Source organism: Pseudomonas sp. J452 (assembly GCF_024666525.1).
Classification (GTDB): Bacteria; Pseudomonadota; Gammaproteobacteria; order Pseudomonadales; family Pseudomonadaceae; genus Aquipseudomonas.
Genome location: NZ_CP088294.1, coordinates 1,035,940 through 1,059,537, shown reverse-complemented (window position 1 = coordinate 1,059,537; position 23,598 = coordinate 1,035,940). Strand labels below are relative to the sequence as shown.

Below are 23,598 nucleotides of genomic sequence, written 5' to 3'. Positions count from 1 at the left end.
CTGGTACCGCTGCGATGCATGCCCAGAACTACGAAGACTTTCTTGTGCGTCGTTATCATGCGTATCTCGGGTCAGGTCTTGGCCAAGCGTGGCGGGCCCTGTTGTTCTAAATGGGTTGGCTGGTTGCAGCTGTGCTCGTCTGCTCTTTTTCTTGCAGGCGCTGCTTGCGCAAGGCTGTACGAATGGTCTCGAGATAGCCGTCGATCACCCAGTTGGTCTCGCCGCAGGCTATCGATCGCCCCTCATGCAGCCACAGGACGCGGTCACATAGGCTGCGGATTGCCGCCATGCTGTGTGATACCAGCACCACGGTCTTGTCCGAGTTGATCTTGGCTTTCATCGCTGCATGCGATTTGATCTTGAAGCTTTCGTCACCCACGCCGAGCACTTCGTCGATCAGCAGGATGTCTGGATCGGCATGAATGGCCACGGCAAAGCCCAGTCGTGCCCGCATGCCGGTCGAATAGGTTCCGACAGGCCGCTCGAAGAAATCCTTGAGGTCACTGAAGGCCTTGATTTCATCCAGTTTTTCGCTGATCTGCTGGTTCGAAAGGCCAAGCAGTAAGCCACTGAACATTGCATTCTCACGGCCGGACAGCTCAGGCTTGAAGCCCGCATTGAGGGCTAGCAAGTTGGCTGTCGCACCCGGTTGGCGCCAGAGCTGACCGCGATCCTGGTCGATAATGCCGGCGATCATGCGCAGCAAGGTGCTTTTACCTGCGCCGTTGCAGCCGATCACGCCCAGTGTCTCTCCTGCATGGAGCTCAAAACTGACATCGCTGAGCGCCCAGTAGCGCTCGTATTTGAGCAACCCGGTGCGTTGGCGATAGGAAATACCCACGTTCTGGGCGCTGAGCATGATTCGGCCGGTCATGGTGGTCCTACAGCATTAGCTTTGGATAATGGCGCTCGAAGCGCTTGAAAATTAAGCCTGCTGTTAGCAGGAGTGGGGCGGAGACCAGCAGCACATAGCCCAGCTGGTCCCATTGCGGCCATTGCCCTGCCAGCAGAATGCTGCGGTAGGCAGCGATCAGCACCACCATGGGGTTCAATTCGAAGATGAACCGCATGGATTCAGGAACCTGCTCGGCGCTGAAGAAAATACCGGACATGAACATCAGCAGCATCAGCAGGTTGTCGACCACCTGCTTAAGGTCCTGGGCAAAGGGAATGATCGCGGCGAGGAAGAAACCGACCGAGATGATCAGTACCAGCTGGGTCAAGAGTACGGGTATCAGGGCGAGCCAGGCCGGAGTCACCGGCTTGCCGAGGACCAACAGGAACACCACCAACAGTGCCAGCACGATCAGGAACTTGAAGCTATTGCTCAGAACCTGGATCAGGGGGAAAAGGCATTTGGGTACATGGATTTGTTGCAGCAGGCCGGCGTTCATGCCGATAGAGCTGCCGGCCTGGCGTACCGTGCCTTCGAACCATTTCCAGGCAATAAGGCCGCAGAGGAGGAACGGAGCGTAGTCTGGCCCTCCTTGGCGCAGGCCCAGGCCAAAGACGATATAGAACACCCCCATGTACATCACGGGCTCGATGATCCACCAGAGGAATCCGAGGAAGCGCTTCGCTACTTCAGTACGTAGGGCGCTGTATACCCCATAGAGGACGATTGCCCTGTAATTCATCTACAACATGACCGGATTGAAAAGGGGCGCTCATTTAAACACAATGCAGCACTTTTCGAGTACGTGGGGCTTGGGGCGGGAAGCCAACCAGTACACGGCCTGTTCCCCGCAAATAACAACGAGGACTCCATGCGGTCGATCTCAGCGCTGTTCCGGCGCACATTCGCTTTTCTCTATCCGCCTGGTCGCCCGTTGATGGTCGTCGGCATGCATCGCAGCGGTACCAGCTTCCTGACCGGCTCGCTCCAGCAAGCGGGCCTCGAGCTTGGCCAGTACAGCGCCTGGAACCCGCACAACCTCAAGGGAAATCGTGAAAATCAGGCCATTGTGGCATTTCATGACGCACTCTTAGCGCGTCACGGACTGGCCTGGGACAACCCACCAGCCACGGCATTACCTTGGACCGCGGTCGATGTGCAGGCTGCGCGCAAGTTGGTTGCCGATTACCGTGGAGTCGAGCACTGGGGCTTCAAGGATCCGCGTGCCCTGTTGCTGGTCGAGGGTTGGCGGGCGTTGCTGCCTGACCTGCAGTTCGTCGGAATCTTTCGTCATCCTTCGGCCGTGGCTCGTTCGCTCAATGCTCGTGGTGGCATGCCGGAACACAAGGCTTTCGCGCTCTGGCTGGCCTATAACCGCCGCCTGCTTGAACTGTATCGCCAACAGCCGTTCCCGTTGCTCTGTTTCGACGAGGATGAGAGCGTGTTGCACGACAAGCTCAATCAAGTTTTGGTTGAGGTTGGCTTGCGCCCGCTGCAGGGCGAACGTTTCTTTAGTCCCGAACTTAAGCACCACCAGCAAGAGAATAAGCCTCTGCCGGATGAGTTGCAGTCCATCTATCAGGAGCTGTGCGGCTTAGCCCGCTAGTTTCAAGGAATCGCCCGATGTTGCTGTTTCGCCGCAAGCTTCGCCTGTCGATCGTGCTGATCGTCTACAAAATGCCGGATCAAGCTGAGAAGACCTTGCTGTCCCTGAGCCCTGGTTACCAGCGCGGGGTCAAGTCCGAAGACTATGAAGTCATCGTCGTGGAAAACCACTCAGACCGCCTGCTCGGTGCCGAGCGCGCCATGCGCCATGCGCCCAACGTGCGCTACTTCCACCGTCAGGAGACTCAGCGTACGCCCGTGCATGCGATCAATTTCGGAGCTGCCCAGGCCCGTGGCAGTCATGTAGTGATCATGATCGACGGTGCACGGATGGTATCGCCGGGTGTGGTCAGACAGGCTCTGGACGTCTTCCGTATGGTGCCTAATGCTGCGGTGTCCGCCCCCGGTTATCACATAGGCCACAAGCTGCAGCAGGTGGCGGTGAATGAAGGTTACAACGAGGAAGTCGAAGCCGGTCTGCTACAAGGCATCCAGTGGCCGCAGGATGGCTACAAGTTGTTCGATATTGCCGTGCTCAGCGGGTCTTGCCAGGGTGGTTTCTTTCAGCCTAATTACGAGAGCAATTTCATCGGCATGTCGGTAAAGAAATGGAGGGCCCTTGGTGGCGTCAATCCGCGCTATGACGATTTCGGGGGTGGCAATGCCAACCTTGATCTGTACAAGCGCCTGCTTGAGTCCGCCGACACGCCATATTACCTCCTGTACGCAGAGGGCTCCTTTCACCAGTTCCATGGGGGTGTGACTACCGGCACCCTCAAGGACGAGCGCGCTCGAATCTACAAACAGTTGGACGACCAGGACATTGCCATTCGCGGGGCCAATCGCAAGCCGCCTACGGTGAAACCGATTCTGTTTGGCAGCGCGCACCCGAGTGTTTATCGGTTCATCCGCCATTCGCTGGATAAGGTTAGCCCGCCATGAGCCAGCCTTTGCTGTCGATTATCGTCATCGCCTATGACATGCCGCGTCAGGCGCTCAACACTCTGATCAGCCTCGGGCCGCAGTATCAGCAAGGAGTGGCTGTCGACGACTATGAAGTGATTCTGGTGGAGAACCGTTCTCGCCGGAACATGGATGCCGAGGCTGTCGCCGCGCTACCTGGTCACTTCCGTTACTTCCTGCGCGACGAACCAGGCGTATCGCCTGCAGCGGCGATCAATTTTGGTTTTTCCCAGGCTCGTGGTCGCTATATCGGTCTGATGATCGACGGTGCGCGGATGGTGACGCCCGGGGTCGTGCAGAATGTGCTGATGGCGTTCAGCTTGTGTGAGGACGCAATGGTTGCCGTGCCGGGTTACCACCTCGGTGAAAACGAACAGCAGTTCCACCTGACCCATGATTATACCGAGGAGAAGGAGCAGGCGCTGCTGGATGAGATCGACTGGCAGCGCAATGGCTATAGCCTGTTCGACATCTCCTGCCTGAGCGGGGCGAATCCCAACGGCATCTTCCATCCCTTCATGGAGTGCAACTGCCTGTTCACTTCGGCTGAAGTATTTCGCGAGATTGGTCAAGCGGATGAGCGGTTTGACCTGCCGGGTGGTGGAGCGCTGAACCTGTGCATCTATCGCAAAGTGGCCATGCATCCGCGTACGCGCTCCTTCATGTTGGCCGGCGAAGGGTCGTTTCATCAGTTGCATGGTGGGGTGACCACCTCTGAAGTGGAAAAGCGTGAAGCTATTTTGCGACGCCAGAATGACCAGCTTACAGAGTTGCTGGGGCAACCATTCCGCTCACCTACGGTGGAGCCGATTTTGTTGGGCAAGATTCCTGGGGCTGCTCTTCGTTACCTCAAGCATTCCGTAGAGCGCGGCATGCATCGGGCACAGCGTTGCGCGGAACGTAACGAAGAGATGTATGCAGACGAACAGCTGAAAAAGAGGCATGCCCGAACTAATTGATGAAGCCAAAGCCAGTTGTAGGATAAGTAGGCGATTGAGCGGACGAGTCATTGAGGCTTTGTGTGAGCTTGATGCGATCAAACGATTTGTGATTTCGGATGGTAGAGCATGAGCGTAGACCTGAGTTTTTTTGATAATGCACCGTTGCTGCATATCGGGTATCCGAAAAATCTCTCGAAGTGGCTGCAGAAAAATTTATTTATTCCTGAGGTGGGTTTCATTAAATACATGAGTCCCGATGTGATTCATGAGCTTTTGGTGGCCAAGAAGCCCTTCCGTTTTGATTGTCATGCGCTCCAAGGAAAAGCCAATGTTGTTATAGCGCGAGCCCGTAAGCTGTTGCCGGATCAGCAGGCTGCTCAGCTGATTCCAGTAGTGTCATCAGAGGCATTGGTCGGAAATTTATTTTGCGGAGGATATGATGCGGAGTTGCTCGCGCAGAGATTGTTGGAGGCATTTCCCCAGGCCAGAATATTGATCGTGGTGCGTGAGCAAAAACAAATGATTCGCTCTCTGTATAGCACGGCTGTTGCGTGGGGGTTACCTCACAAGCTCAAAGATTTCCTTGCTCCGCATGATGAAAATATCGTTCCACAGTTCAATCTCGACTTTCTCTGTTACGACGCTTTAGTTGCCCGCTATCAAGCAATGTTTTCGAAGGAGCGGGTAGTTGTCGTTCCTTATGAACTATTCAAAAATAACCCTGAGGCTTTTGTTGGGGAGGTAATGAAGGCCTATCCGGATACCCTGGTCTCGACAAAATTGAAGGAATTACCGTTCAATGAGACGGTCAATCAAGGGCAAACAATAGTTGAGACAAAAATCCAACGTCTGCTGAACAGGTGGGTGCTGAGTACGCCATTTAATTACGGCGGTTGGCTAAAAGATCGTGACGGCTGGAGAGGCTTCCGCAATACATGGCGGGCGCCGTTGAGGCGGGATGGGTATTTGGTTCGGTCACTTGACCGGCGGCTGGCTCAAGAAGTTGATGCTTTGACGCAAAATGCTTTTGCTGAATCCAATAGACGTTTGTCTAGGTTGATAGGTATGGATCTAGGTGAGCTTGGCTATGAAATGTGAGTCTGAGTCCTTTGGGTTGATTTTATGGTGCCTGTATTAATGCAGGGATTGCGAATTTATTTTCTGGGGCGACCGCACTCATGCACGCGCGTTCCTCGGGCAAATTTTTGAACCGGGTGGAGCATTTCAGGCCTCTCGATGGTCTTCGGGGAGTGGCCATTCTCCTTGTGTTGCTCTATCACGTGTGGGGAGGAGTCAGTGGGATATCGCAGATGCAGAGTGACTTTCTGCTTTTGTCTTTTCTCTATGCGGGGAACACGGGGGTAACGCTATTCTTTCTCTTAAGCGGCTTTCTGGTGAGTCGGCCGTTTTTTCATGCGGCGCAGCGTAAGCAGTTGCCATCGTTGAGGCATTACTTTCTTCAGCGTGCTCTGCGTGTTCTCCCTCCCTACTATGTAGTTGGTTTGGTCGGTATTTTTTCTACGCAGCAGTTTGATCAGTTGCTGCCATTGATGTCATTAAGTGTTCGTGGTTATGAGTTGGGTAGTTTTAGTGTTGTTTGGTGGAGTTTGATTGCGGAGGTCCAGTTTTATCTGCTGCTACCTTTGCTCTTCGTTGGGCTGCGCAGCCGATATTATCGACTGATTCTAGTCTTAATGGCCATGATCTGCCTGGCGCTTTATCTAGGTGTTGTCAATAAACTGCTTTTCAACAGAGGTGTGCTCGAGTTCGAGGTGCAGTATCATTTAATTCTCTCGGTGATCGGACAGATGCCTGCATTTCTAGTCGGCATGCTCTTGGCGGTCCTGTCCATGCGCGATGGTCAGAGGTTTAAGTTGAGGGCCCCTCGATTATTTTTATGCGCGCTATTATTCTTACTGGCAGTGCTGTTGCTTCCTGCCGCTCGCATGGGGCCGGCAGTTTATATTTGGCATGCGCCTTGGAGTGTTTTATTGGAAGCGCTTCTATGGGGTGCGGTTATGTGGGTTATGCTTGTGCGCGAGCAGCCGCGCTTCAGCTTTTTGGATAACCGCCTGACGCGCTATTGCGGCCGTATTTCATTTTCTCTCTACCTAGTCCATATGCCAGTCATGCAGTTAGTTAAAAAGCACTTTGATTTTGATGTTTTTGGCGGGGTGTTATTGACCTTGCTGCTCTCCATTGTCTTGGCACAAATTCTGTATTGGTTAATTGAAAAACCGTCCCTTGCCCTAAAAAACAAATTGCATCAACCCAAATTTACGCAGGAAATAAAAGTATGAGCTACGTGTACATGCCGCCATCGATCCGTCGTTTTGAACCCCTGCATATGGTGTTCAGTACGTGGGTTGATCATCTGCCGTTTGGCTATGACCTGGTTGCAGCGCTGCGCCCGAAAATGCTGGTCGAGTTGGGCACCCACAAGGGCTTGTCCTATTTCACCTTTTGTCAGTCGATGAAGGAAAACGAGATAGATGGCCTGTGCTATGCCATCGATACCTTCGAGGGTGATGAGCACACCGACAAGTACGACGAGTCGGTATTCAACTCGGTCAACAACCACAACCGTCAGCACTACCACGGTTTCTCTTACCTGATGCGGATGTTCTTCGAAGATGCCTTGAAGCATTTCAGCGAAGACACCATCGACCTGCTGCATATCGACGGGTTCCATACCTATGAGGCGGTCAGCGCGGACTTCGCCAACTGGTACCCCAAGGTCAAGCCGGGTGGGATTATCCTATTCCATGATGTCCAGGCGCGCCTGCAGGACTTCGGTGCCTGGAAGTTCTGGGACGAAATTCGTGGTCAGCACGAAACCTTCACCTTCAATCATGGTTTCGGTCTTGGGGTTCTGCGCAAGCCTGGTGGCGATCGCAGTCAGGATCCGGAGCTGCTCAAGGTTCTCTTCGAGGATCAGAGCGAGAAATCCGATGCCGCACTGCGTGCGTTCTATGTGCATGCCAGCAAGCATCTAGAGAATACGCGCAAGCTCAAGCGTTTGGCTGGCAATGCTGCCGTTGCTAAAGGTGCTAAATAAGTGAATGACTCTGGGGGGGCCGCGCTGCCCCCTTCAACAGCCCAGCATAAAAGACTCGGTCAGTTGGATGACCTCAGGGCTATTGCGATCACTTTGGTAGTGGTGATGCATGGCTATGCTGCATTTTTTTCGCGCCCCAGCGAAATGCTTAACCCGCTTCTGATTTTTATTTATGCCGGGGGAACCGGCGTTACGCTTTTCTTCATACTAAGTGGCTATCTTGTATCTATGCCATTTATCTTGGCTGGGCGAGAAGGGCGTAGCTACAGTACGCTAGAACACTTTAAACAGCGCGCCTTGAGGATATTGCCTACCTATTATTTTTACGTGTTCATAAGTTGCCTTGTAGTTGGCAGCTTTGAAAAATTCATTCCCGCGCTGTTGTTTTTGGTCAGCGGCAACGAGTTGAGCATTTATAGCAACGTGTGGTGGAGTTTGGCGACTGAGGTTCAGTTTTATTTGCTTGTGCCTCTGTTGTTCGCTTTGAAAAAGCGTGTCTTGTTGGTGTGTGGCGTTGTGTGGGCTTTGCTGTACTTTTATTGTGCGCACTTTCTTATTCCTGGCAATATCAGAGACTATGCGTGGATAACTACGTCTTTATTATTTAAGGCGCCTGCTTTTTTTGTGGGTGCAGTAATAGCTTTGATTGTGGTCAGTGGTCGGCTGCGGGTGACTTCAGGCATGGCAAGACTTGGGCTGTTCGTGGTGTTCTTTGCTCTCTTGACTTTGCTCTTGCAAGATAAAGCGGTCAATGACCGTCCTGGTTATGCCGCTGTGCGACCGTTCGACATAATTCCTGAAGCACTGCTTTGGGGGTGTGTATTTTTTCTTTTTCTACAGAACAGTTCTACTGTGTTCGGTGTGTGTGGCCATTTTTTAGCAAAAATTTCTTTTTCACTCTACCTTGTGCATTACCCAATAGTTTTCATTGGAGTTGTTGTGGCTAAGAGCCATGGTGCAGTGGGGTCTTGGGAGAGATATGCCGCGTTCGTGGCTACGTTGCTACTTTCGATAATTCTGGCGTGGGTATCATTCAAGTTAGTAGAGGAGCCCTTTTTGCGTTTAAAGAATAGAGCGAGGGCTCCTCGTGATGGGCTAGTTAGGCGTGTCCTTCCATAGCGTGGAGACTACCGGTTCGGCTTCTCCAGTGGGGCGTCCATTGGTGTAGTAGTACAGGGCCATGGATTTTCGATAGATGTTACTGGGGCAGGTCAGAGGGTGAGGGTGACCATGGAAGGAGGTGGCTGTAGTACTGAATACCACGCAACGATTCGCTACAGGCAGAACCTGCTTGGGTGGGCCTTGCATATCTTTGTCCCACAGCTCCAGATGACCGCCATATTCGTCCTTCCAGTCCGGGTTTAAATAGACCAAGAGATTGAGTCGGCGGTCGATTGAAAATTCGCGATGGGTGGTGAAGTCGGCGTGGATCTTCAAAAATCCGCCACGCCCAATCTGATGGATACCGGCGCCTCGTAGATTGGGGTCGGGGATCAGATTGCTGATTTCGGTCATTTTGCTCAGAAAGCTCAAGAAGTAGTGTGAGTTGAGCTCCCAGATCAACTGTCGATACGTCGGCGGCATGCGCAGGAGGTCGCGAATATTGCGTTTGTCCTTCTGTACATATTCTCCGCTTTCCTTGTCTTTGTGAGTGGCGTCATTCCAGATTGGCAGGGTCTGGTCTTCAGGGTATTCCTGAAGCAATTTGACGATCGTGCTCTGCGGAAGGAAATTGTCGATGACGATATGCGGGAAGGGCTGATTGCTCTGGTAGAGCCCGCTGAGCTGCTCTTGTGCGCTCTGCAGGGCTTGGTAGTTGACCAACAGACCATCCGCTTCGGGCAGGGTGTCTTGATTGCCAACCAGCTTCGGGAATAATGCGTCACTCATTTAGCAGGGGTCCTATTGTGGCGGGTTCATTCAAAACCGCATGCTGCCTTTATTTGCTGGCCATTCTGCTGTGTGCAGGCTGTTCGGGCAATGATGCGGATCAAGCTCAGCGGCCGAATATCCTGCTGATTCTCACCGATGACCTGGGTAATAACGATATTGCCAGCTGGGGTGATGGGCAGGCGCCTACCCCAACGCTCGATAAGCTCAGTCGCGATTCTGTGCGTTTTCGTCAGCACTATACGGATAGCACCTGCTCGCCTAGCCGGGCGGCGCTCATTAGCGGCCGCGAGCCGATGAAGATAGGTTTTGCACCTACCGGATTGGGTCTTTCACCTGACCTTGTCACGTTGCCTGAACGGCTCAAGAGTATGGGTTACCGCACCATCCATCTTGGCAAGTGGCATGTGGGCGAAGCCCTTGAGTATCCAGAAATTCAGCCCTCTAGGCACGGTTTTGATTACTGGTTCGGCATGCTCAGTCATTTCGTGCTGCAGGGGCCAGGGCCACACGGGGAGGTGGTTCGCCGCCGGCCGACGCATATAAATCCCTGGCTGCAGGATAACGGCGCACCACCCAAGCGCTACGCAGGCTATCTCGATGACATCCTTACCGAGAAAGCCATCGAACAATTGCGAATGGGGCACGGGAAGCCTTGGTTCATCAATCTTTGGCTGTATTCGCCACATACGCCGTACCAGCCTTCGCCGCAGTTCGCCGCCAAATTTCCTGCAACCCCCGAAGGCAAGTTTTTGGCCGTCATGGCGCAGCTAGATCACAACATTGCACGGTTGCTGCAAGCTCTCGATGAGTCTGGCCAGGCAGACAACACGATTGTGGTCTTTGCCAGCGATAACGGCGGCCCAAATATTGCCCGTGATAACAACTGGCCGTTCCAAGGCAGCAAGGGGAATTATCTCGAAGGTGCTCAGCGCACACCGCTGTTGTTGCGCTGGCCCAAGCATTTCGTGGATGAAGATATTCTTCCTGCCACCACAATCATGGATATCTTTCCCACACTGGTTGAGCTGGCCGGGGGGCCGGTACCACAGAATATCGATGGGAAAAGCCTGGTTGGCTTGATGCGGAAGGAGCCCTACCAGTCGCCGAAGCATCTCTTCTTCGCTGCCGATGCCTTTCTTGAGGGCATGAGTTACGGAGGGCGAAGTTTTGAAGAGGGGCGCTTGTTCTATCGCAAGCTCCAGGCGCCACTCATTTCAGCTGCGATTGCTCCACCCATTGGGCAGGCTGCTAATTCTGAAGGGGGGCGCGTCTATCAGCCCGAAGAGGCAAGGGTTCTGATACGCCAATGGGAAAGTGTGGCTCGTCAGGTCCCCACCACTTGGCAGCCGGGTACGCAGGGCGAGCCAGGAGTACTGCGTGGCAGTGATTTTCAGCGAGCACCAGTCTTCGAGGGTTTCAGCATGGGGCTTTCTCTGAGTGCGCCTGCCGCCACGGATAGGGATATGACGCTGATTGAGCAGCCTGGTGTGTGGGGGGTTCAGTTGCTGCGCGACCGCCGCTTACGCATCGTCCATGGTGCGGTAGAGCAGTTCAGTCAGCCTATTACCGAGATGGCATCCTGCAATCGGTTGGTGCTCAGTGTGAATGTGAAAGCGCATTACACCTTCCCTTTTCCCATGCCTGCCCAGGCCAGACTTTCTGCTTACTGGAACGGTAAGCAGATTATGGATAGTGAGCAGCTCCTGAAACGCCCTGGTAGTACCGCTGGATTATCGCAGCCTACTTTCATCGGTGGCGGCCAGGATGCTCGCGGGGTTTTCCCGGGGTGGATCGACCGGCCTGTCGTCATCAATAAGTTTCTGCAACCGAATCAGGAGGGTTTCGGCCTGAAAGATTTCCAGCAACTACTCTGCATGACCAACAAGTGAATCTCTCATGACTCAAAATGCTGTTCACCCGAGCCAAGCGGACCATCTGCCAGAGTTTGAGTCGCTGCGGGGCATAGCCATTCTGCTGGTCTTCTGTTTTCACTACTTGGGTAGCCTGCATGGCTATCAGCCTTTTGAGAACCTGCCGGCAGTGGTGGCGCTTCTGTTCGGTGGGGATGCGGGGGTCACGCTGTTCTTCGTGCTGAGTGGGTTTCTACTGAGTCGCCCTTTTCTACAGGGTGCTCCGTTGCGTCTCGGCCCATATCTACTGCGCCGGGCGTTGCGAATTCTGCCGATGTTTTACCTGTTGGTTCTGCTGGCCGCCTTGTGGAGTGGGCAATGGTTGCAGGCGCTGGGAGCATTGTTTTTTCAAGGGGTGCGGGTTGGCGTTCTGTCGCCAATGGGCAATGTCTGGTGGAGCCTGGTCATTGAAGTGCAGTTCTATCTGCTGTTACCCGCAGTTGTCTGGTTGGTGCGCCATCCTGGTTGGCGCCATGTATTCTGGGTACTGATCCCGGCCGCGAGCTATGCCTATTTCCTGATATGCATATCCGGTTTGGATCAGGGCTTTTGGGCGGATCACAGAAATAGCCTATTAGGGCGTTGGCCGCTATTTGCTGTGGGTGCTGCATTGGCGTGGGTGCAACTACGCTTTGGTCCGGTACTGCGGTGCTGGGGGGCTCAACCTTGGGTGGGCCTGCTCCTGGTAGTTATGGCCCTATTGGTCCTCAATCAAATGGCTGAGTTTCGGGGCCGCCAGTTCGGCTCGTACGCTCATGTCTTCTGGTATGAGCACTACCTGTGGGATGCCTTGGCGTGGTCTGTTTTTGTCTTTGCCCTATTGAACTTCAAATTTCCGGGCGCGGGTTTGTTTGTGAATCCAGTTCTGCATCGTCTTGGTCTGTGGTCGTATTCCTTTTACCTGCTGCACAGCTCAGTGATTTTTTTCCTCCTTAAGAGTAACTCTGTTCTGCGGTTGCCTTGGCATCCAGTTGGTTGGGGTGAGGAGCTCTTATTCGGTATTGGTATCCTGCTGGTGGCAGTTGCCTTGTCGGCTTGTACTTATCGTTATATTGAGCTGCCGTTTCTGCGTTTGAAAGCCTTGTCGTGGAAACAAGCGCGACAGCCTAACTCTGAGTCGCCAGCCGACAACTTGCGGATGTGAACTGCGTCGATAAGGCGTGCATTCAACCATGTCCAAGGCGCTGGACTTCTCTCGGGCAAAGGGAGGCGTGTAGGGTAAGTTTATTTTTCTGCGGGCCGGCAACAGTGCAGCTGTGCTTCATGGCGCTGTAAACTGAGCACATGGGATCGCAGGCTGGATGGAAGCGAGCGCTGGGATTTAGAGGTTTTCCGTCGCAGCACTCTGTACGCAGGTCATCAACAATCGGCTTCACTGGCATTGCTGCAAGCCCCTGTTCTGCTAGTAGAACGTGTTCTCAGGAGCTTGCACCCAGTTTGGCCACCAAAAACAATCGCTAAGGTTCAGGCTTATAACAATATGCGCAGTCACTTGAGACGCTTTATTGAGTTAACCAACAAAACCATCGCGCTTCATGCGCCGATTTTTGAGTTTGGTGCTTTGCAGGTGCATGACGATAGCGAGTTGGAAGACCTGCGCCCGCTGTTCCCAGGGCAGGAGTATGTCGGTTGCGATATGCGTGCGGGTAAGGGGGTCGACCGAGTACTCAACCTGCATCACCTTGAGTTGCTGGATGAGTCGGTGGGGACGGCCATTTGCATGGATACGCTCGAGCATGTGGAATATCCACGCAAGGCGATCGATGAATTGCATCGTGTCTTGCAAAAGAACGGTGTGCTGATCATCAGCTCGGTGATGAACTTCCCTATTCATGCCTACCCCTATGACTACTGGCGCTTCACTCCCGAAGGTTTTAGGTCTCTGCTCAAAGGATTCAATCACAGTTTTGTGGGGTTTGATGGTCCAGAAGACTTTCCAAGCACCATCGTGGGGGTCGCCTTTAAGGGGGAAGTACCGGACCTGGCAGCCTTCGAGGCGGCTTTCAACCAGTGGCAGGCCCGCAATAACAAGATCATTGAGCACATCAACAAGCATGGCTTGGGTGGCTGAGGTCATCGGCCAATAAAAAACCCGGCACATGGCCGGGTTTTTTGTGTCTGGAGCAAAGCGTCTTAATCGACCGCCTTGACCATGTCTTCGATGACTTTCTTGGCGTCGCCGAAGACCATCATGGTCTTGTCCAGGTAGAACAGTTCGTTATCCAGGCCGGCGTAGCCGCTGGCCATCGAGCGCTTGTTGACGATCACGGTCTTGGCTTTGTAGGCCTCGAGGATCGGCATGCCGGCGATCGGCGACTTCGGGTCGTTCTTCGCGGCCGGGTTGACCACGTCGTTGGCGCCCAGCACCAGCACCACGTCGGCCTGGCCGAACTCGGAGTTGATGTCTTCCATCTCGAACACCTGCTCGTAAGGCACTTCGGCCTCGGCCAGCAGGACGTTCATGTGGCCAGGCATACGACCGGCAACCGGGTGGATCGCGTACTTCACGGTGACGCCGCGATGGGTCAGCTTTTCGGCCAGCTCCATCAGCGCGTGCTGGGCACGGGCCACTGCCAGGCCGTAGCCCGGAACGATGATCACGGTGTCGGCGTTGGTCAGCAGGAAGGCGGCGTCGTCGGACGAACCGGACTTCACCGGACGGGCTTCCTGGGCACCGGCCGGGCCAGCTGCTTCAGCTGCACCACCGAAACCACCGAGGATCACGTTGAAGAACGAACGGTTCATCGCCTTGCACATGATGTACGAGAGGATGGCACCGGACGAGCCGACCAGCGAACCGGCGACGATCAGCATCGAGTTGTTCAGCGAGAAGCCGATACCGGCAGCCGCCCAGCCCGAGTAGGAGTTGAGCATCGACACCACGACCGGCATGTCGGCACCGCCGATCGGGATGATGATCAACACGCCGATGATGAAGGCCAGGGCCAGCATGATGGCGAAGGCCTGCAGGTTGCCGGTGAACATGTACACCAGGCCCAGGCCGGCGATGGTCAGACCGATCACCAGGTTGACCAGGTGCTGGCCCTTGAACTGCACCGGGGCGCCCTGGAACAGGCGGAACTTGTACTTGCCCGACAGCTTGCCGAAGGCGATCACCGAACCGGAGAAGGTGATGGCACCGATGGCTGCGCCGAGGAACAGTTCCAGGCGGTTACCGGCCGGAATCGCATCGCCCAGGTGAGCGACGATGCCCAGCGACTGCGGTTCAACCACGGCGGCGATGGCGATAAATACCGCGGCCAGACCGATCATGCTGTGCATGAAGGCGACCAGTTCCGGCATCTTGGTCATCTCGACGCGCTTGGCCATGATGGTGCCGGCAGTGCCGCCGACCAGCAGGCCGACCAGGACGAAGCCCAGGCCCTTGGCAGCGCCGCCTTCGGTCATTTGCGCGCCCAGCTTGAACACCAGGAACACGGTGGTGACCACGGCAATGCCCATGCCGATCATGCCGAACAGGTTGCCCTGGCGCGACGAGGTCGGGTGCGACAGGCCTTTCAGCGCCTGGATAAAGCAGATCGAGGCGACCAGGTAGAGAAGGGTGATCAGATTCATGCTCATCAGTGCTTCTCCACCGGCGCTTTCGGCGCCTTCTTCTTGAACATTTCCAGCATGCGGCGGGTGACCAGGAAGCCACCGAACACGTTGACCGCGGCCAGAGCTACGGCCAGGGTGCCCATGGACTTGCCCAGCACGGTCTCGGTCAGCGCGGCGGCCAGCATGGCGCCGACGATGACGATCGCGGAAATGGCGTTAGTTACTGCCATCAGCGGGGTGTGCAGGGCCGGGGTGACGTTCCATACCACGTGGTAGCCCACGTAGATGGCCAGCACGAAGATGATCAGGTTGTAGATGCTTGGGGAAATCAGTTCCATGTCTCTACTCCTTAGCCGTTGGTGCGCACGACGTTGCCATCGCGGCACATCAGGCACGCGGCGACGATGTCGTCTTCCAGGTTGAGGTGGAACTTGCCTTCGCCGTCGATGACCAGCTTGAGGAAGTCCAGCAGGTTGCGTGCATACAGGGCCGAAGCGTCTGCCGGCACCAGGGCCGCCAGGTTGCTGTGGCCGACGATGGTCACGCCGTGCTGCACCACCACCTGCTCGGCAACGGTCAGCGGGCAGTTGCCGCCTTGCGCCGCAGCCAGGTCGATGATCACCGAGCCCGGCTTCATTTCCGCCACGGTGGCGGCATGCAGCAGGGTCGGTGCCTTGCGGCCCGGAATCAGTGCGGTGGTGATGACGATATCGGCCAGCTTGGCCTTCTCGTGCACCGCCTTGGCCTGACGCTCCATCCACGAGGCCGGCATCGGACGGGCGTAACCGCCAACGCCTTGGGCGCACTCGCGCTCTTCATCGGTCTCGAACGGTACGTCGACGAACTTGGCGCCGAGCGATTCGATCTGCTCCTTCACCGCCGGACGCACGTCCGAAGCCTCGATCACCGCACCCAGGCGCTTGGCCGTGGCGATGGCCTGCAGGCCGGCAACACCGGCACCGAGGATCAGCACGCGGGCGGCCTTCACGGTACCGGCAGCGGTCATCAGCATCGGCATGAAGCGCGGGTAGTGGTTGGCGGCCAGCATCACGGCCTTGTAGCCGGCGATGTTGGCTTGCGAGCTCAGCACGTCCAGGCTCTGCGCGCGGGAGGTGCGCGGGGCGGCCTCCAGAGCGAAGGCAGTGACGCCACGAGCATTCATGCGCGCGATGGTCTCGTTGCTGAACGGGTTGAGCATGCCAACCAGCACGGCGCCGGTCTTCATGTGCGCCAGTTCGGCCTCGGTCGGGGCGACCACTTTCAGCACCAGGTCGGCACCGAAGGCGGCGGCATCGTTGCCGATGGCTGCGCCCACGGCCTCATAGGCGCTGTCCGGAATGCTGGCGCTGACGCCGGCACCGGTCTGTACAGTCACCTGATGGCCTTGGCCGATCAGCTTCTTGATGGTTTCGGGAGTCGCGGCAACGCGCGTCTCACCGGCATGGGTCTCGAGAGGAACACCGATGTGCACTTCAATTCTCCTGCGTGATCGTTTTGATGAACCAGCGCACTGCGGGTGGCACGCGGGTGAGGGCGGATCAGCACAAACCCGCACGGATAATGGCGGGGCGCGGCATTTTGCAGGTGAACGGCGAGGCCTTCAAGAATTTATGGAGTTTTGAAATTCGATTACTACAAGTTATAGGTACTGTCGTTGTCTTTTATACCAGCTGCAGGCCGCGCTGTTGCTGGCCTAGCCCCCAGCTGGCGGCACCTGCAGGGGTGTTTTGGCATTCGCCAGCTGAATAACCGTTCGTCGATTCCAATGCGGTGTGAAATGTATCGAACGGATTGTGCGAAATCCTGTTCGCGCCAGCTGTGGCGGGGCTTTCAGCGGTTTTACCGGGTTGCGCCGATGTAGTGTTCATGGCGCCGTGCTACATGGGCGCAGGCCGCGCACGGCAAGGGCTACAGGCGATTTTCCTGCTGGTAGTCAGCGGCCACCTGCAACAACCAGTCGCGAAAGGCGCGCAGAGCGGCCGATTCCAGCTTGCGCTCGGGAATAATCAGGTAATAGGCGCGCTCATCACTGTGAAAAGCCAGGGGGTGGGCGGCGACCAGACGGCCCTCGGCCAGCTCGCGCTGGATCAGAAACGGCGGGATCAGCGCCACGCCCATGCCGTGGATCGCCGCCTGGGCCAGCATGGAGAACAACTCGTAGCGCGGCCCGCTGAGGTCGCGCGGCACGTTCAGGCCCTGGGCGTTGAACCACTGGCGCCAGGCATAGGGACGGGTGGTCTGCTGCAGCAGCGGCAGCGCTGCCAGTTCCGCGGCGCTGAATTGCGCACGCCCGGCCAGCAACTCAGGGCTGCACACCGGCAGCGGGTACTCGGGCATCAGGTAGTGCGCCTCGGTGCCGGACCAGTCGGCATCGCCGAAATAGATGGCGGCGTCGAAGGCGGTGTCGGCGAACAGGAAGGGCCGGGTGCGGTTGGTCAGGTGCACGGTGACTTCCGGGTGCAGGCGCTGGAAGTCCTTCAGGCGTGGCACCAGCCACTGGGTAGCGAAGGTCGGCACCACCGCCAGCTCGATGCTCATGGCACCCTGCTGACCCATGGCGGCGAGGGTGTCGCGCTCCACCGCATCCAGCTGCGCGGCGACCTTGCGGCTGTAGGCCAGGCCGGCTTCGGTCAGCTGCACGCCGCGGCGCGAACGGCGGAACAGTTCGATGCCGAGAAACTCCTCAAGCCCGGCGATCTGCCGGCACACGGCGCCCTGGGTCAGCGCCAGTTCGTCGGCGGCTTTGGTGAAACTCTGGTGGCGGGCGGCCGACTCGAAGGCCACCAGGGCGACGGTGCTGGGGATTTTGCGGCGCATCTATGCGATAGCCTCACAGTCATGAGCTTGAATTGCCTTCTCAGGCTATCTCGGAGTGAGCTTATTGCACAACAGCGTGCAAAATCCTCGTTTGCCCCGTGCCGCTTACCGGCCTAGTCTTGCTCCATCGACTGGCCGCGCCTGTGCAGGTGGCGGCCCTCTACTGCCAACGTTTCGAGGATTCGCCCCATGGCCAGCAAGGCAAGCTTCAACTGGATCGACCCGCTGCTGCTCGACCAGCAACTGAGCGAAGAAGAGCGCATGGTGCGTGACAGCGCCCAGCAGTTCGCCGCCGACAAGTTGAAGCCGCGCGTGCAGCTGGCCTTCCGCAACGAGCAGACCGATCCGAAGATCTTCCGCGAGATGGGTGAAACCGGCCTGCTCGGCGCCACCATTCCGGAAGCCTACGGCGGCAGCGGCCTCAACTACGTGTGCTACGGCCTGATCGCCCGTGAAGTGGAGCGTATCGACTCCGGCTACCGCTCGATGATGAGTGTGCAGTCGTCGCTGGTGATGGTGCCGATCAACGAGTTCGGCAACGAAGCGACCAAGCAGAAGTACCTGCCCAAGCTGGCCAGCGGCGAATACATCGGCTGCTTCGGCCTGACCGAGCCGGACCACGGCTCCGATCCGGGCTCGATGATCACTCGGGCGAAGAAGGTCGACGGCGGCTACCGCCTGACCGGCGCCAAGATGTGGATCACCAACAGCCCGATCGCCGACGTGTTCGTGGTCTGGGCCAAGGATGACGCCGGCGAGATCCGCGGCTTCGTCCTGGAAAAAGGCTGGCAGGGCCTCAGCGCCCCGGCGATCCACGGCAAGGTCGGCCTGCGCGCCTCGATCACCGGCGAAATCGTCATGGACAACGTGTTTTGCCCGGAAGAGAACGCCTTCCCCGATGTGCGCGGCCTGAAGGGCCCGTTCACCTGCCTCAACTCCGCCCGTTACGGCATCAGCTGGGGCGCCCTGGGCGCTGCCGAGGACTGCTGGCACACCGCCCGCCAGTACTGCCTGGACCGCAAGCAGTTCGGCCGCCCGCTGGCGCAGAACCAGCTGATCCAGAAGAAGCTGGCCGACATGCAGACCGAAATCACCCTGGCCCTGCAAGGCTGCCTGCGCCTGGGCCGGATGAAGGATGAAGGCACCGCCGCGGTGGAAATCACCTCGATCATGAAGCGCAACAGCTGCGGCAAGTCCCTGGACATCGCCCGCATGGCCCGCGACATGCTCGGCGGCAACGGCATCAGCGACGAGTACGGCGTGGCTCGCCACCTGGTCAACCTGGAAGTGGTCAACACCTACGAAGGCACCCACGACGTGCATGCGCTGATTTTGGGCCGCGCTCAGACCGGTCTGCAGGCGTTTTTCTAAGAGCCTGACGCGAATCGCTTTGGCTCCCCTCTCCCATTTATGGGAGAGGGGCCGGGGGAGAGGGCTGTGGTTCGACGCGACACTCCCCCTCTCCCTAACCCTCTCCCGCAAGCGGGAGAGGGGACTTGTTCGTGAGGTTCTTATGTCCGGCGCCCTATCCCATATCCGTGTTCTCGATCTCTCCCGCGTGCTTGCCGGGCCTTGGGCCGGGCAGACGCTGGCCGACCTCGGCGCCGAGGTGATCAAGGTCGAGCGCCCCGGTACGGGCGACGACACCCGGCACTGGGGCCCGCCTTACATCAAGGACGCCGACGGCAATGACAGCCGCGAGGCGGCCTACTTCCAGTGCGCCAACCGCAACAAGCAGTCGCTGACCCTCGATTTCACCCAGCCCGAGGGCCAGCGCCTGGTACGCGAACTGGCGGCGCAGTGCGACGTGGTGCTGGAAAACTTCAAGGTCGGTGGCCTGGCGGCCTATGGCCTCGACTACGCGTCGCTGAAAGCGGTCAACCCGCGATTGATCTACTGCTCCATCACCGGTTTCGGGCAAAACGGGCCCTACGCCAAGCGGGCAGGTTATGACTTCATGATCCAGGGGCTCGGCGGGCTGATGAGCCTGACCGGCAAGCCCGATGGCGAGGATGGCGCCGGCCCCATGAAGGTCGGCGTCGCCCTCACCGATATTCTCACCGGGCTGTACGCTACGGTCGGCGTGCTGGCCGCGCTGAATGCCCGCGAGCAGACCGGCCTGGGCCAGTACATAGACGTTGCTTTGCTGGACGTGCAGGTGGCCTGCCTGGCCAACCAGGCGATGAACTACCTGGCCACCGGCCAGTCGCCCAAGCGCCTGGGCAATGCCCACCCGAACATCGTGCCCTACCAGGACTTCCCCACTGCCGACGGCGATTTCATCCTCGCCGTGGGCAACGACGGGCAGTTCCGCAAGTTTTGCGAGGTCGCCGGCCTTCCGGCTTTGGCCGGCGACTCGCGCTTTTCTACCAACAAGGCGCGGGTGGCCAACCGCGCCGAGCTGATCCCCCTGCTGCGCCAGGCCACCGTGTTCCGCACCACCGCCGAGTGGGTGGAGCTGCTGGAAGAAGCCGGCGTGCCCTGCGGGCCGATCAACGACCTGGCCCAGGTGTTCGCCGACCCCCAGGTGCAGGCCCGCGGCCTGCGCGTGGAGCTGCCCAACAGCCTGGGCAGCGTCACCCCGCAGGTAGCCAGCCCGCTGCGCCTGTCGCAGACCCCGGTGGACTACCGCCTGGCGCCGCCGCTGCTCGGTGAGCACAGCGACGCCATCCTGCAGCGCCTGCTGGGGCTGCATAAAGGGCAGATCGCCGCGCTGCGCGCGGCCGGGGTGGTCTGAGAACCTGTTGCAAGTCTGCTACCCGCCAGTCTGCAGCGGGCGGCTGTAACCCACGCCGCCGCCCGAGAGCGGCGTTTCTCAGCCCGCTGAGCCGCCTGGCGCGGTTGCGTCAAACGCCCCTTCCAGCAGCTGGAAGTAGCGCAGCATGCTGCGCCGCGCCAGGCTCGGGTCGCGTGCCAGCAGGGCTTGGATGCGTTGCGTCTGGCTGTCGCGCAGCTTGTCCGCCAGGGCTTCGGGCAGTGGGTCGTGCTCGGTCATGGCGCCGAACACATGGGAAAACAGCGCGAGGGCGCGGTTGCCACTCAGCTCGGCAATGCACAGGTCGAGCTCGCGGGAGTTGCTCAGGCGCGCGGCCGCAGTAGCCGCCTGCAGTTGTTGCAGGCGCGCGCGGCCCTGGCTGTCCAGGCGTTGCGCGGTCAGGCCGGCGGCCGTCAGCTGCAGGGTCTTCCACACCGAGTAGAAGTAGTGCCGCGGCAGTTGGTTGTGGCGCAGGTAATTGAGCAACAGCTTGATGGTGTAGCTCGGGTCGGGTGTTTCCACGATCAGCCCACCGCCCTGGCCACGCCGGCTGCGCACGATGGCGTGCAGCTCCAGGGTGCGCACCGCCTCGCGCAGCACGGCCCGGCTGACCTGATGGAGGGCCTGCAGGTCTGGCTCGGCGCCCAGGCGGGCACCGGCGCGCAAGCCGGAATTGGCGATGCTGCGGGCGATCACCACCGCCAGGCGGTGGGCGGTTTTCTCGTAGACCTTGCGGATGGCGAAATCAGGCGCCAGCTGCAGGCTGCTCATGTCGGAGGTCGGCCCCTTCTGCAGGCTGCCGCTGAGCTCGACGATCAGCTCGCGGAGCTGGCGCAGCGAGTCGCGCACGTTGTCCTGGGCACGCTGGGCATCGCCGGCCACGATGCATTCGAGCAACTCCAGCTTGAGCTGGCGGCCCGTGCTGAAGGCCTGCTCCAGCCTGGCTCGCACGTGCGCGCGTTGCGGCGTGCGGCCATTGATGGTGACGTAGCACAGCGCCACGTAGATCAGGCTGATGGCCGGGTTGGCGGCCACCTGGCAGATGAGTTCACGCACCTGGCCGTGCAGCTGCAGTTCTTCGTTGAAGCTGCAGGGCGGCGTATGGCGCAGCAGGTCGATCAGTTGTCGCGCGCGCCCGATGTCGCTATCGCTGAGCTGTTCGGCGGCCTGGCTGACGATCAGGCATTCGATCAGCTCACGGGCTTCGAACAGCTCGGCAAAGCTGACGTCGGTCAGTTCCAGATACGTCGCCAGGGCCAGGGCGGCGGAGTCCTTGGCGGGCTGGCGGACGATCAGGCCGCCACCAGCGCCGCGGCGCATGCTGGCCACGCCGTTGCGCTCCAGCTGGCGGATCGCCTCGCGCAGGGTGGCGCGGCTGATCCGGTAGCGCTCCATCAGCTGGGCTTCGGAGCCCAGCAGGCTGCCGACCGGCCAGCCGAGGGCGGCAATATCCTTCTGCATCGCCTCGGCCACCAGCTCGGCGAGCTTGGCCTGGCGCCCACTGTGCTTCAGCGCGGCCCGGCGCAGGTCATGCACGCGGCTGGGTGCTGGGCTCGAATCGGTAGCAACTGGAGTCAACATGTTTGTGCCTGATCCAGGAGAAAGGCGCCACAGTAGTGTTTTTTATTCGATTTTGTAAGCGCTTTGCCGTTACTGGCGATGTGCCAGGCTCAGCCATTCGCGTGAGGGCAGCATGCCAATTCAACTTGCTGATAACACCTTAGGGCGATACTCAGTCGGCTTTATCTCGACCTAAGCTGGGTGACACTCACCCGATCCGCGCCGTGCTGTGGCGTCGAGGAAGCATGCCAATGCCCAACAACAATAATGGCTACCCCTCCAGTCTGTCCGCCTGGACCACCGTGGTCATCCTGATGGTGGCCTATGTGCTGTCCTTTATCGACCGGCAGATTCTCAACCTGCTGGTGGAGCCGATCCGCCGTGACCTGGTGATCAGCGACACGCAGATGAGCCTGCTGATGGGCCTGTCTTTCGCGCTGTTCTACACCATCTGCGGCATCCCCCTCGGGCGCCTGGCCGATACCCGCAGCCGCCGTGGCCTGATCGCCATCGGCGTGCTGTTCTGGAGCGCGGCCACGGCCGCCTGCGGCATGGCCAAGCTGTACTGGCAGTTCCTCATCTGCCGTATCGGCGTTGGTGTGGGCGAAGCGGCGCTGTCGCCGGCGGCCTATTCGCTGATTGCCGATAGCTTCCCGCCAGAGCGCCGCGCCACCGCCATCAGCGTCTACTCGATGGGCGTCTACCTCGGTTCCGGCATCGCTTTTCTGCTCGGCGGCCTGGTGATCCAGTTCGCCTCGGCCCAGGGTGACCTGGTGCTGCCGGTGCTCGGCGAGGTGCGTCCGTGGCAGCTGATCTTCCTCATTCTCGGCGCCGCCGGTGTGCTGTTCACCCTGCTCATGCTCGCCGTGCGCGAGCCTGTGCGGCGTGGCGTGGGCGCCGGGGTGGCGGTACCGCTGGCCGAGGTCGGGCGCTATATCCGCAGCAACCGGCGCACCGTGCTGTGCCACAACTTCGGCTTCGCCGGCCTGGCCTTCGCCGGTTACGGCAGTGCGGCCTGGATCCCCAGCTTCTTCATCCGCACCTACGGCTGGGATGCCGGCCAGGTGGGCATCGTCTACGGCAGCATCGTCGCCGTGTTCGGTTGCCTGGGCATCGTCTGTGGCGGACGCCTGGCCGACCGGTTGGTCAAGCGCGGGCACAGCGATGCCAATATGCGCGTCGGCCTGATCGCCGCCCTCGGCGCGCTGCCGCTGGTGGTGCTGTTCCCGCTGATGGGCAGCGCCTTCTGGGCGGCGCTGCTGCTGGCGCCGACCGTATTCTTCCTGAGCATGCCGTTCGGCGTGGCACCGGCGGCGATCCAGGAAATCATGCCCAACTCGATGCGCGGCCAGGCCTCGGCCGTGTACCTGTTCGTCGTCACCCTGATCGGCCTGGGGATCGGGCCGACGGCGGTGGCGCTGGTCACCGACTTCGTCTTTGCCGACGACAAGGCGCTGCGCTATTCGCTGCTGATCGTCACCACACTGGCGGTCCTGGCCTCGGTGCTGCTGCTGCGGATGAGCCTCAAGCCCTATCGCGAAAGCCTGCTGCGTCTGCAGCAATGGGCGCCTGCGGCAGCCGCCGACAACAACCTGGCACAGCCGAAGATCGCCTGATCGCCCACCTGTTGCCCGTTACCGAAG

General features: G+C 58.7%; 21 protein-coding genes. 13 read left to right on the top strand and 8 right to left on the bottom strand.

All coding sequences use genetic code 11. The features are described 5' to 3' along the window. Window positions 1-106 precede the first annotated feature (106 nt). The gene (locus LRS11_RS04745) at window positions 107-859 is read right to left on the bottom strand and encodes an ABC transporter ATP-binding protein (protein WP_260495757.1); all 753 of its coding nucleotides are present in this window, start codon (window positions 857-859) and stop codon (window positions 107-109) included. 22 nt (window positions 860-881) lie between these two features. Beyond that, on the bottom strand, window positions 882-1,637 hold the full coding sequence (locus LRS11_RS04740; protein ID WP_260495756.1) for an ABC transporter permease: 756 nt from the start codon (window positions 1,635-1,637) through the stop codon (window positions 882-884). A 129-nt stretch (window positions 1,638-1,766) separates the two neighbouring features. Between LRS11_RS04740 and LRS11_RS04735 the strand changes: the two genes are divergently transcribed. From LRS11_RS04735 to LRS11_RS04705, 7 genes are all read left to right on the top strand, one after another. Continuing rightward, complete coding sequence (locus LRS11_RS04735; protein WP_260495755.1) at window positions 1,767-2,501, top strand: sulfotransferase family protein; 735 nt, start codon at window positions 1,767-1,769, stop codon at window positions 2,499-2,501. Window positions 2,502-2,518: 17 nt separating this feature from the next. Then, window positions 2,519-3,442 carry a glycosyltransferase gene (locus tag LRS11_RS04730; RefSeq protein ID WP_260495754.1) on the top strand — a complete coding sequence of 308 codons (924 nt, stop codon included), beginning with the start codon at window positions 2,519-2,521 and terminating at the stop codon, window positions 3,440-3,442. Continuing rightward, entirely contained in the window at window positions 3,439-4,422 is a 984-nt protein-coding gene (locus LRS11_RS04725; protein WP_260495753.1) for a glycosyltransferase family 2 protein, read from the top strand. The genes LRS11_RS04730 and LRS11_RS04725 overlap by 4 nt, the downstream gene beginning before the upstream one ends. Window positions 4,423-4,530: 108 nt before the next feature. Next, window positions 4,531-5,502, top strand: coding sequence for a sulfotransferase (locus LRS11_RS04720; RefSeq protein ID WP_260495752.1), 972 nt, complete (start codon window positions 4,531-4,533; stop codon window positions 5,500-5,502). An 80-nt stretch (window positions 5,503-5,582) separates the two neighbouring features. Beyond that, a complete protein-coding gene (locus LRS11_RS04715) occupies window positions 5,583-6,704 on the top strand; it encodes an acyltransferase (RefSeq protein ID WP_260495751.1) in 1,122 nt (373 codons plus the stop codon). Next, window positions 6,701-7,462: a class I SAM-dependent methyltransferase gene (locus tag LRS11_RS04710; protein ID WP_260495750.1), complete on the top strand. Its 762-nt coding sequence runs from the start codon at window positions 6,701-6,703 to the stop codon at window positions 7,460-7,462. The genes LRS11_RS04715 and LRS11_RS04710 overlap by 4 nt, the downstream gene beginning before the upstream one ends. Further along, entirely contained in the window at window positions 7,463-8,581 is a 1,119-nt protein-coding gene (locus LRS11_RS04705; RefSeq protein ID WP_260495749.1) for an acyltransferase, read from the top strand. On the opposite strand, the gene LRS11_RS04700 is transcribed toward LRS11_RS04705, so the two are convergent. After that, window positions 8,558-9,352, bottom strand: coding sequence for a 2OG-Fe(II) oxygenase (locus LRS11_RS04700; RefSeq protein ID WP_260495748.1), 795 nt, complete (start codon window positions 9,350-9,352; stop codon window positions 8,558-8,560). The genes LRS11_RS04705 and LRS11_RS04700 overlap by 24 nt on opposite strands. Window positions 9,353-9,369: 17 nt before the next feature. Here LRS11_RS04700 and LRS11_RS04695 point away from each other — a divergent pair, with 17 nt between their 5' ends. The 3 genes from LRS11_RS04695 (at window position 9,370) to LRS11_RS04685 (ending at window position 13,336) form a co-directional block, all read left to right on the top strand. Then, window positions 9,370-11,244, top strand: a complete 1,875-nt coding sequence (locus LRS11_RS04695) for a sulfatase (protein WP_260495747.1) — start codon at window positions 9,370-9,372, stop codon at window positions 11,242-11,244. Between the two features lie 7 nt (window positions 11,245-11,251). Then, window positions 11,252-12,409, top strand: coding sequence for an acyltransferase family protein (locus tag LRS11_RS04690; protein WP_260495746.1), 1,158 nt, complete (start codon window positions 11,252-11,254; stop codon window positions 12,407-12,409). A gap of 336 nt (window positions 12,410-12,745) precedes the next feature. Next, window positions 12,746-13,336: a class I SAM-dependent methyltransferase gene (locus LRS11_RS04685; protein ID WP_260495745.1), complete on the top strand. Its 591-nt coding sequence runs from the start codon at window positions 12,746-12,748 to the stop codon at window positions 13,334-13,336. A 62-nt stretch (window positions 13,337-13,398) separates the two neighbouring features. Here LRS11_RS04685 and LRS11_RS04680 read toward each other — a convergent pair whose 3' ends face one another. The 4 genes from LRS11_RS04680 to gcvA form a co-directional block, all read right to left on the bottom strand. Next, complete coding sequence (locus LRS11_RS04680) at window positions 13,399-14,847, bottom strand: NAD(P)(+) transhydrogenase (Re/Si-specific) subunit beta (RefSeq protein ID WP_260495744.1); 1,449 nt, start codon at window positions 14,845-14,847, stop codon at window positions 13,399-13,401. Then, a complete protein-coding gene (locus tag LRS11_RS04675) occupies window positions 14,847-15,161 on the bottom strand; it encodes an NAD(P) transhydrogenase subunit alpha (RefSeq protein WP_160077203.1) in 315 nt (104 codons plus the stop codon). The genes LRS11_RS04680 and LRS11_RS04675 overlap by 1 nt, the downstream gene beginning before the upstream one ends. Window positions 15,162-15,172: 11 nt before the next feature. After that, window positions 15,173-16,294 carry a Re/Si-specific NAD(P)(+) transhydrogenase subunit alpha gene (locus LRS11_RS04670; RefSeq protein ID WP_260495743.1) on the bottom strand — a complete coding sequence of 374 codons (1,122 nt, stop codon included), beginning with the start codon at window positions 16,292-16,294 and terminating at the stop codon, window positions 15,173-15,175. A 437-nt stretch (window positions 16,295-16,731) separates the two neighbouring features. Continuing rightward, a complete protein-coding gene (gene gcvA, locus LRS11_RS04665) occupies window positions 16,732-17,640 on the bottom strand; it encodes a transcriptional regulator GcvA (RefSeq protein ID WP_260495742.1) in 909 nt (302 codons plus the stop codon). A gap of 189 nt (window positions 17,641-17,829) precedes the next feature. Between gcvA and LRS11_RS04660 the strand changes: the two genes are divergently transcribed. Both LRS11_RS04660 and LRS11_RS04655 read left to right on the top strand, forming a co-directional pair. Next, window positions 17,830-19,011 carry an acyl-CoA dehydrogenase gene (locus LRS11_RS04660; RefSeq protein WP_260495741.1) on the top strand — a complete coding sequence of 394 codons (1,182 nt, stop codon included), beginning with the start codon at window positions 17,830-17,832 and terminating at the stop codon, window positions 19,009-19,011. A gap of 142 nt (window positions 19,012-19,153) precedes the next feature. Next, window positions 19,154-20,377 carry a CaiB/BaiF CoA transferase family protein gene (locus LRS11_RS04655; RefSeq protein WP_260495740.1) on the top strand — a complete coding sequence of 408 codons (1,224 nt, stop codon included), beginning with the start codon at window positions 19,154-19,156 and terminating at the stop codon, window positions 20,375-20,377. 78 nt (window positions 20,378-20,455) lie between these two features. Here LRS11_RS04655 and LRS11_RS04650 read toward each other — a convergent pair whose 3' ends face one another. Then, window positions 20,456-21,976: a FadR/GntR family transcriptional regulator gene (locus tag LRS11_RS04650; RefSeq protein ID WP_260495739.1), complete on the bottom strand. Its 1,521-nt coding sequence runs from the start codon at window positions 21,974-21,976 to the stop codon at window positions 20,456-20,458. A 230-nt stretch (window positions 21,977-22,206) separates the two neighbouring features. Between LRS11_RS04650 and LRS11_RS04645 the strand changes: the two genes are divergently transcribed. Next, window positions 22,207-23,571, top strand: coding sequence for an MFS transporter (locus LRS11_RS04645; RefSeq protein ID WP_260495738.1), 1,365 nt, complete (start codon window positions 22,207-22,209; stop codon window positions 23,569-23,571). Window positions 23,572-23,598: the final 27 nt, after the last annotated feature.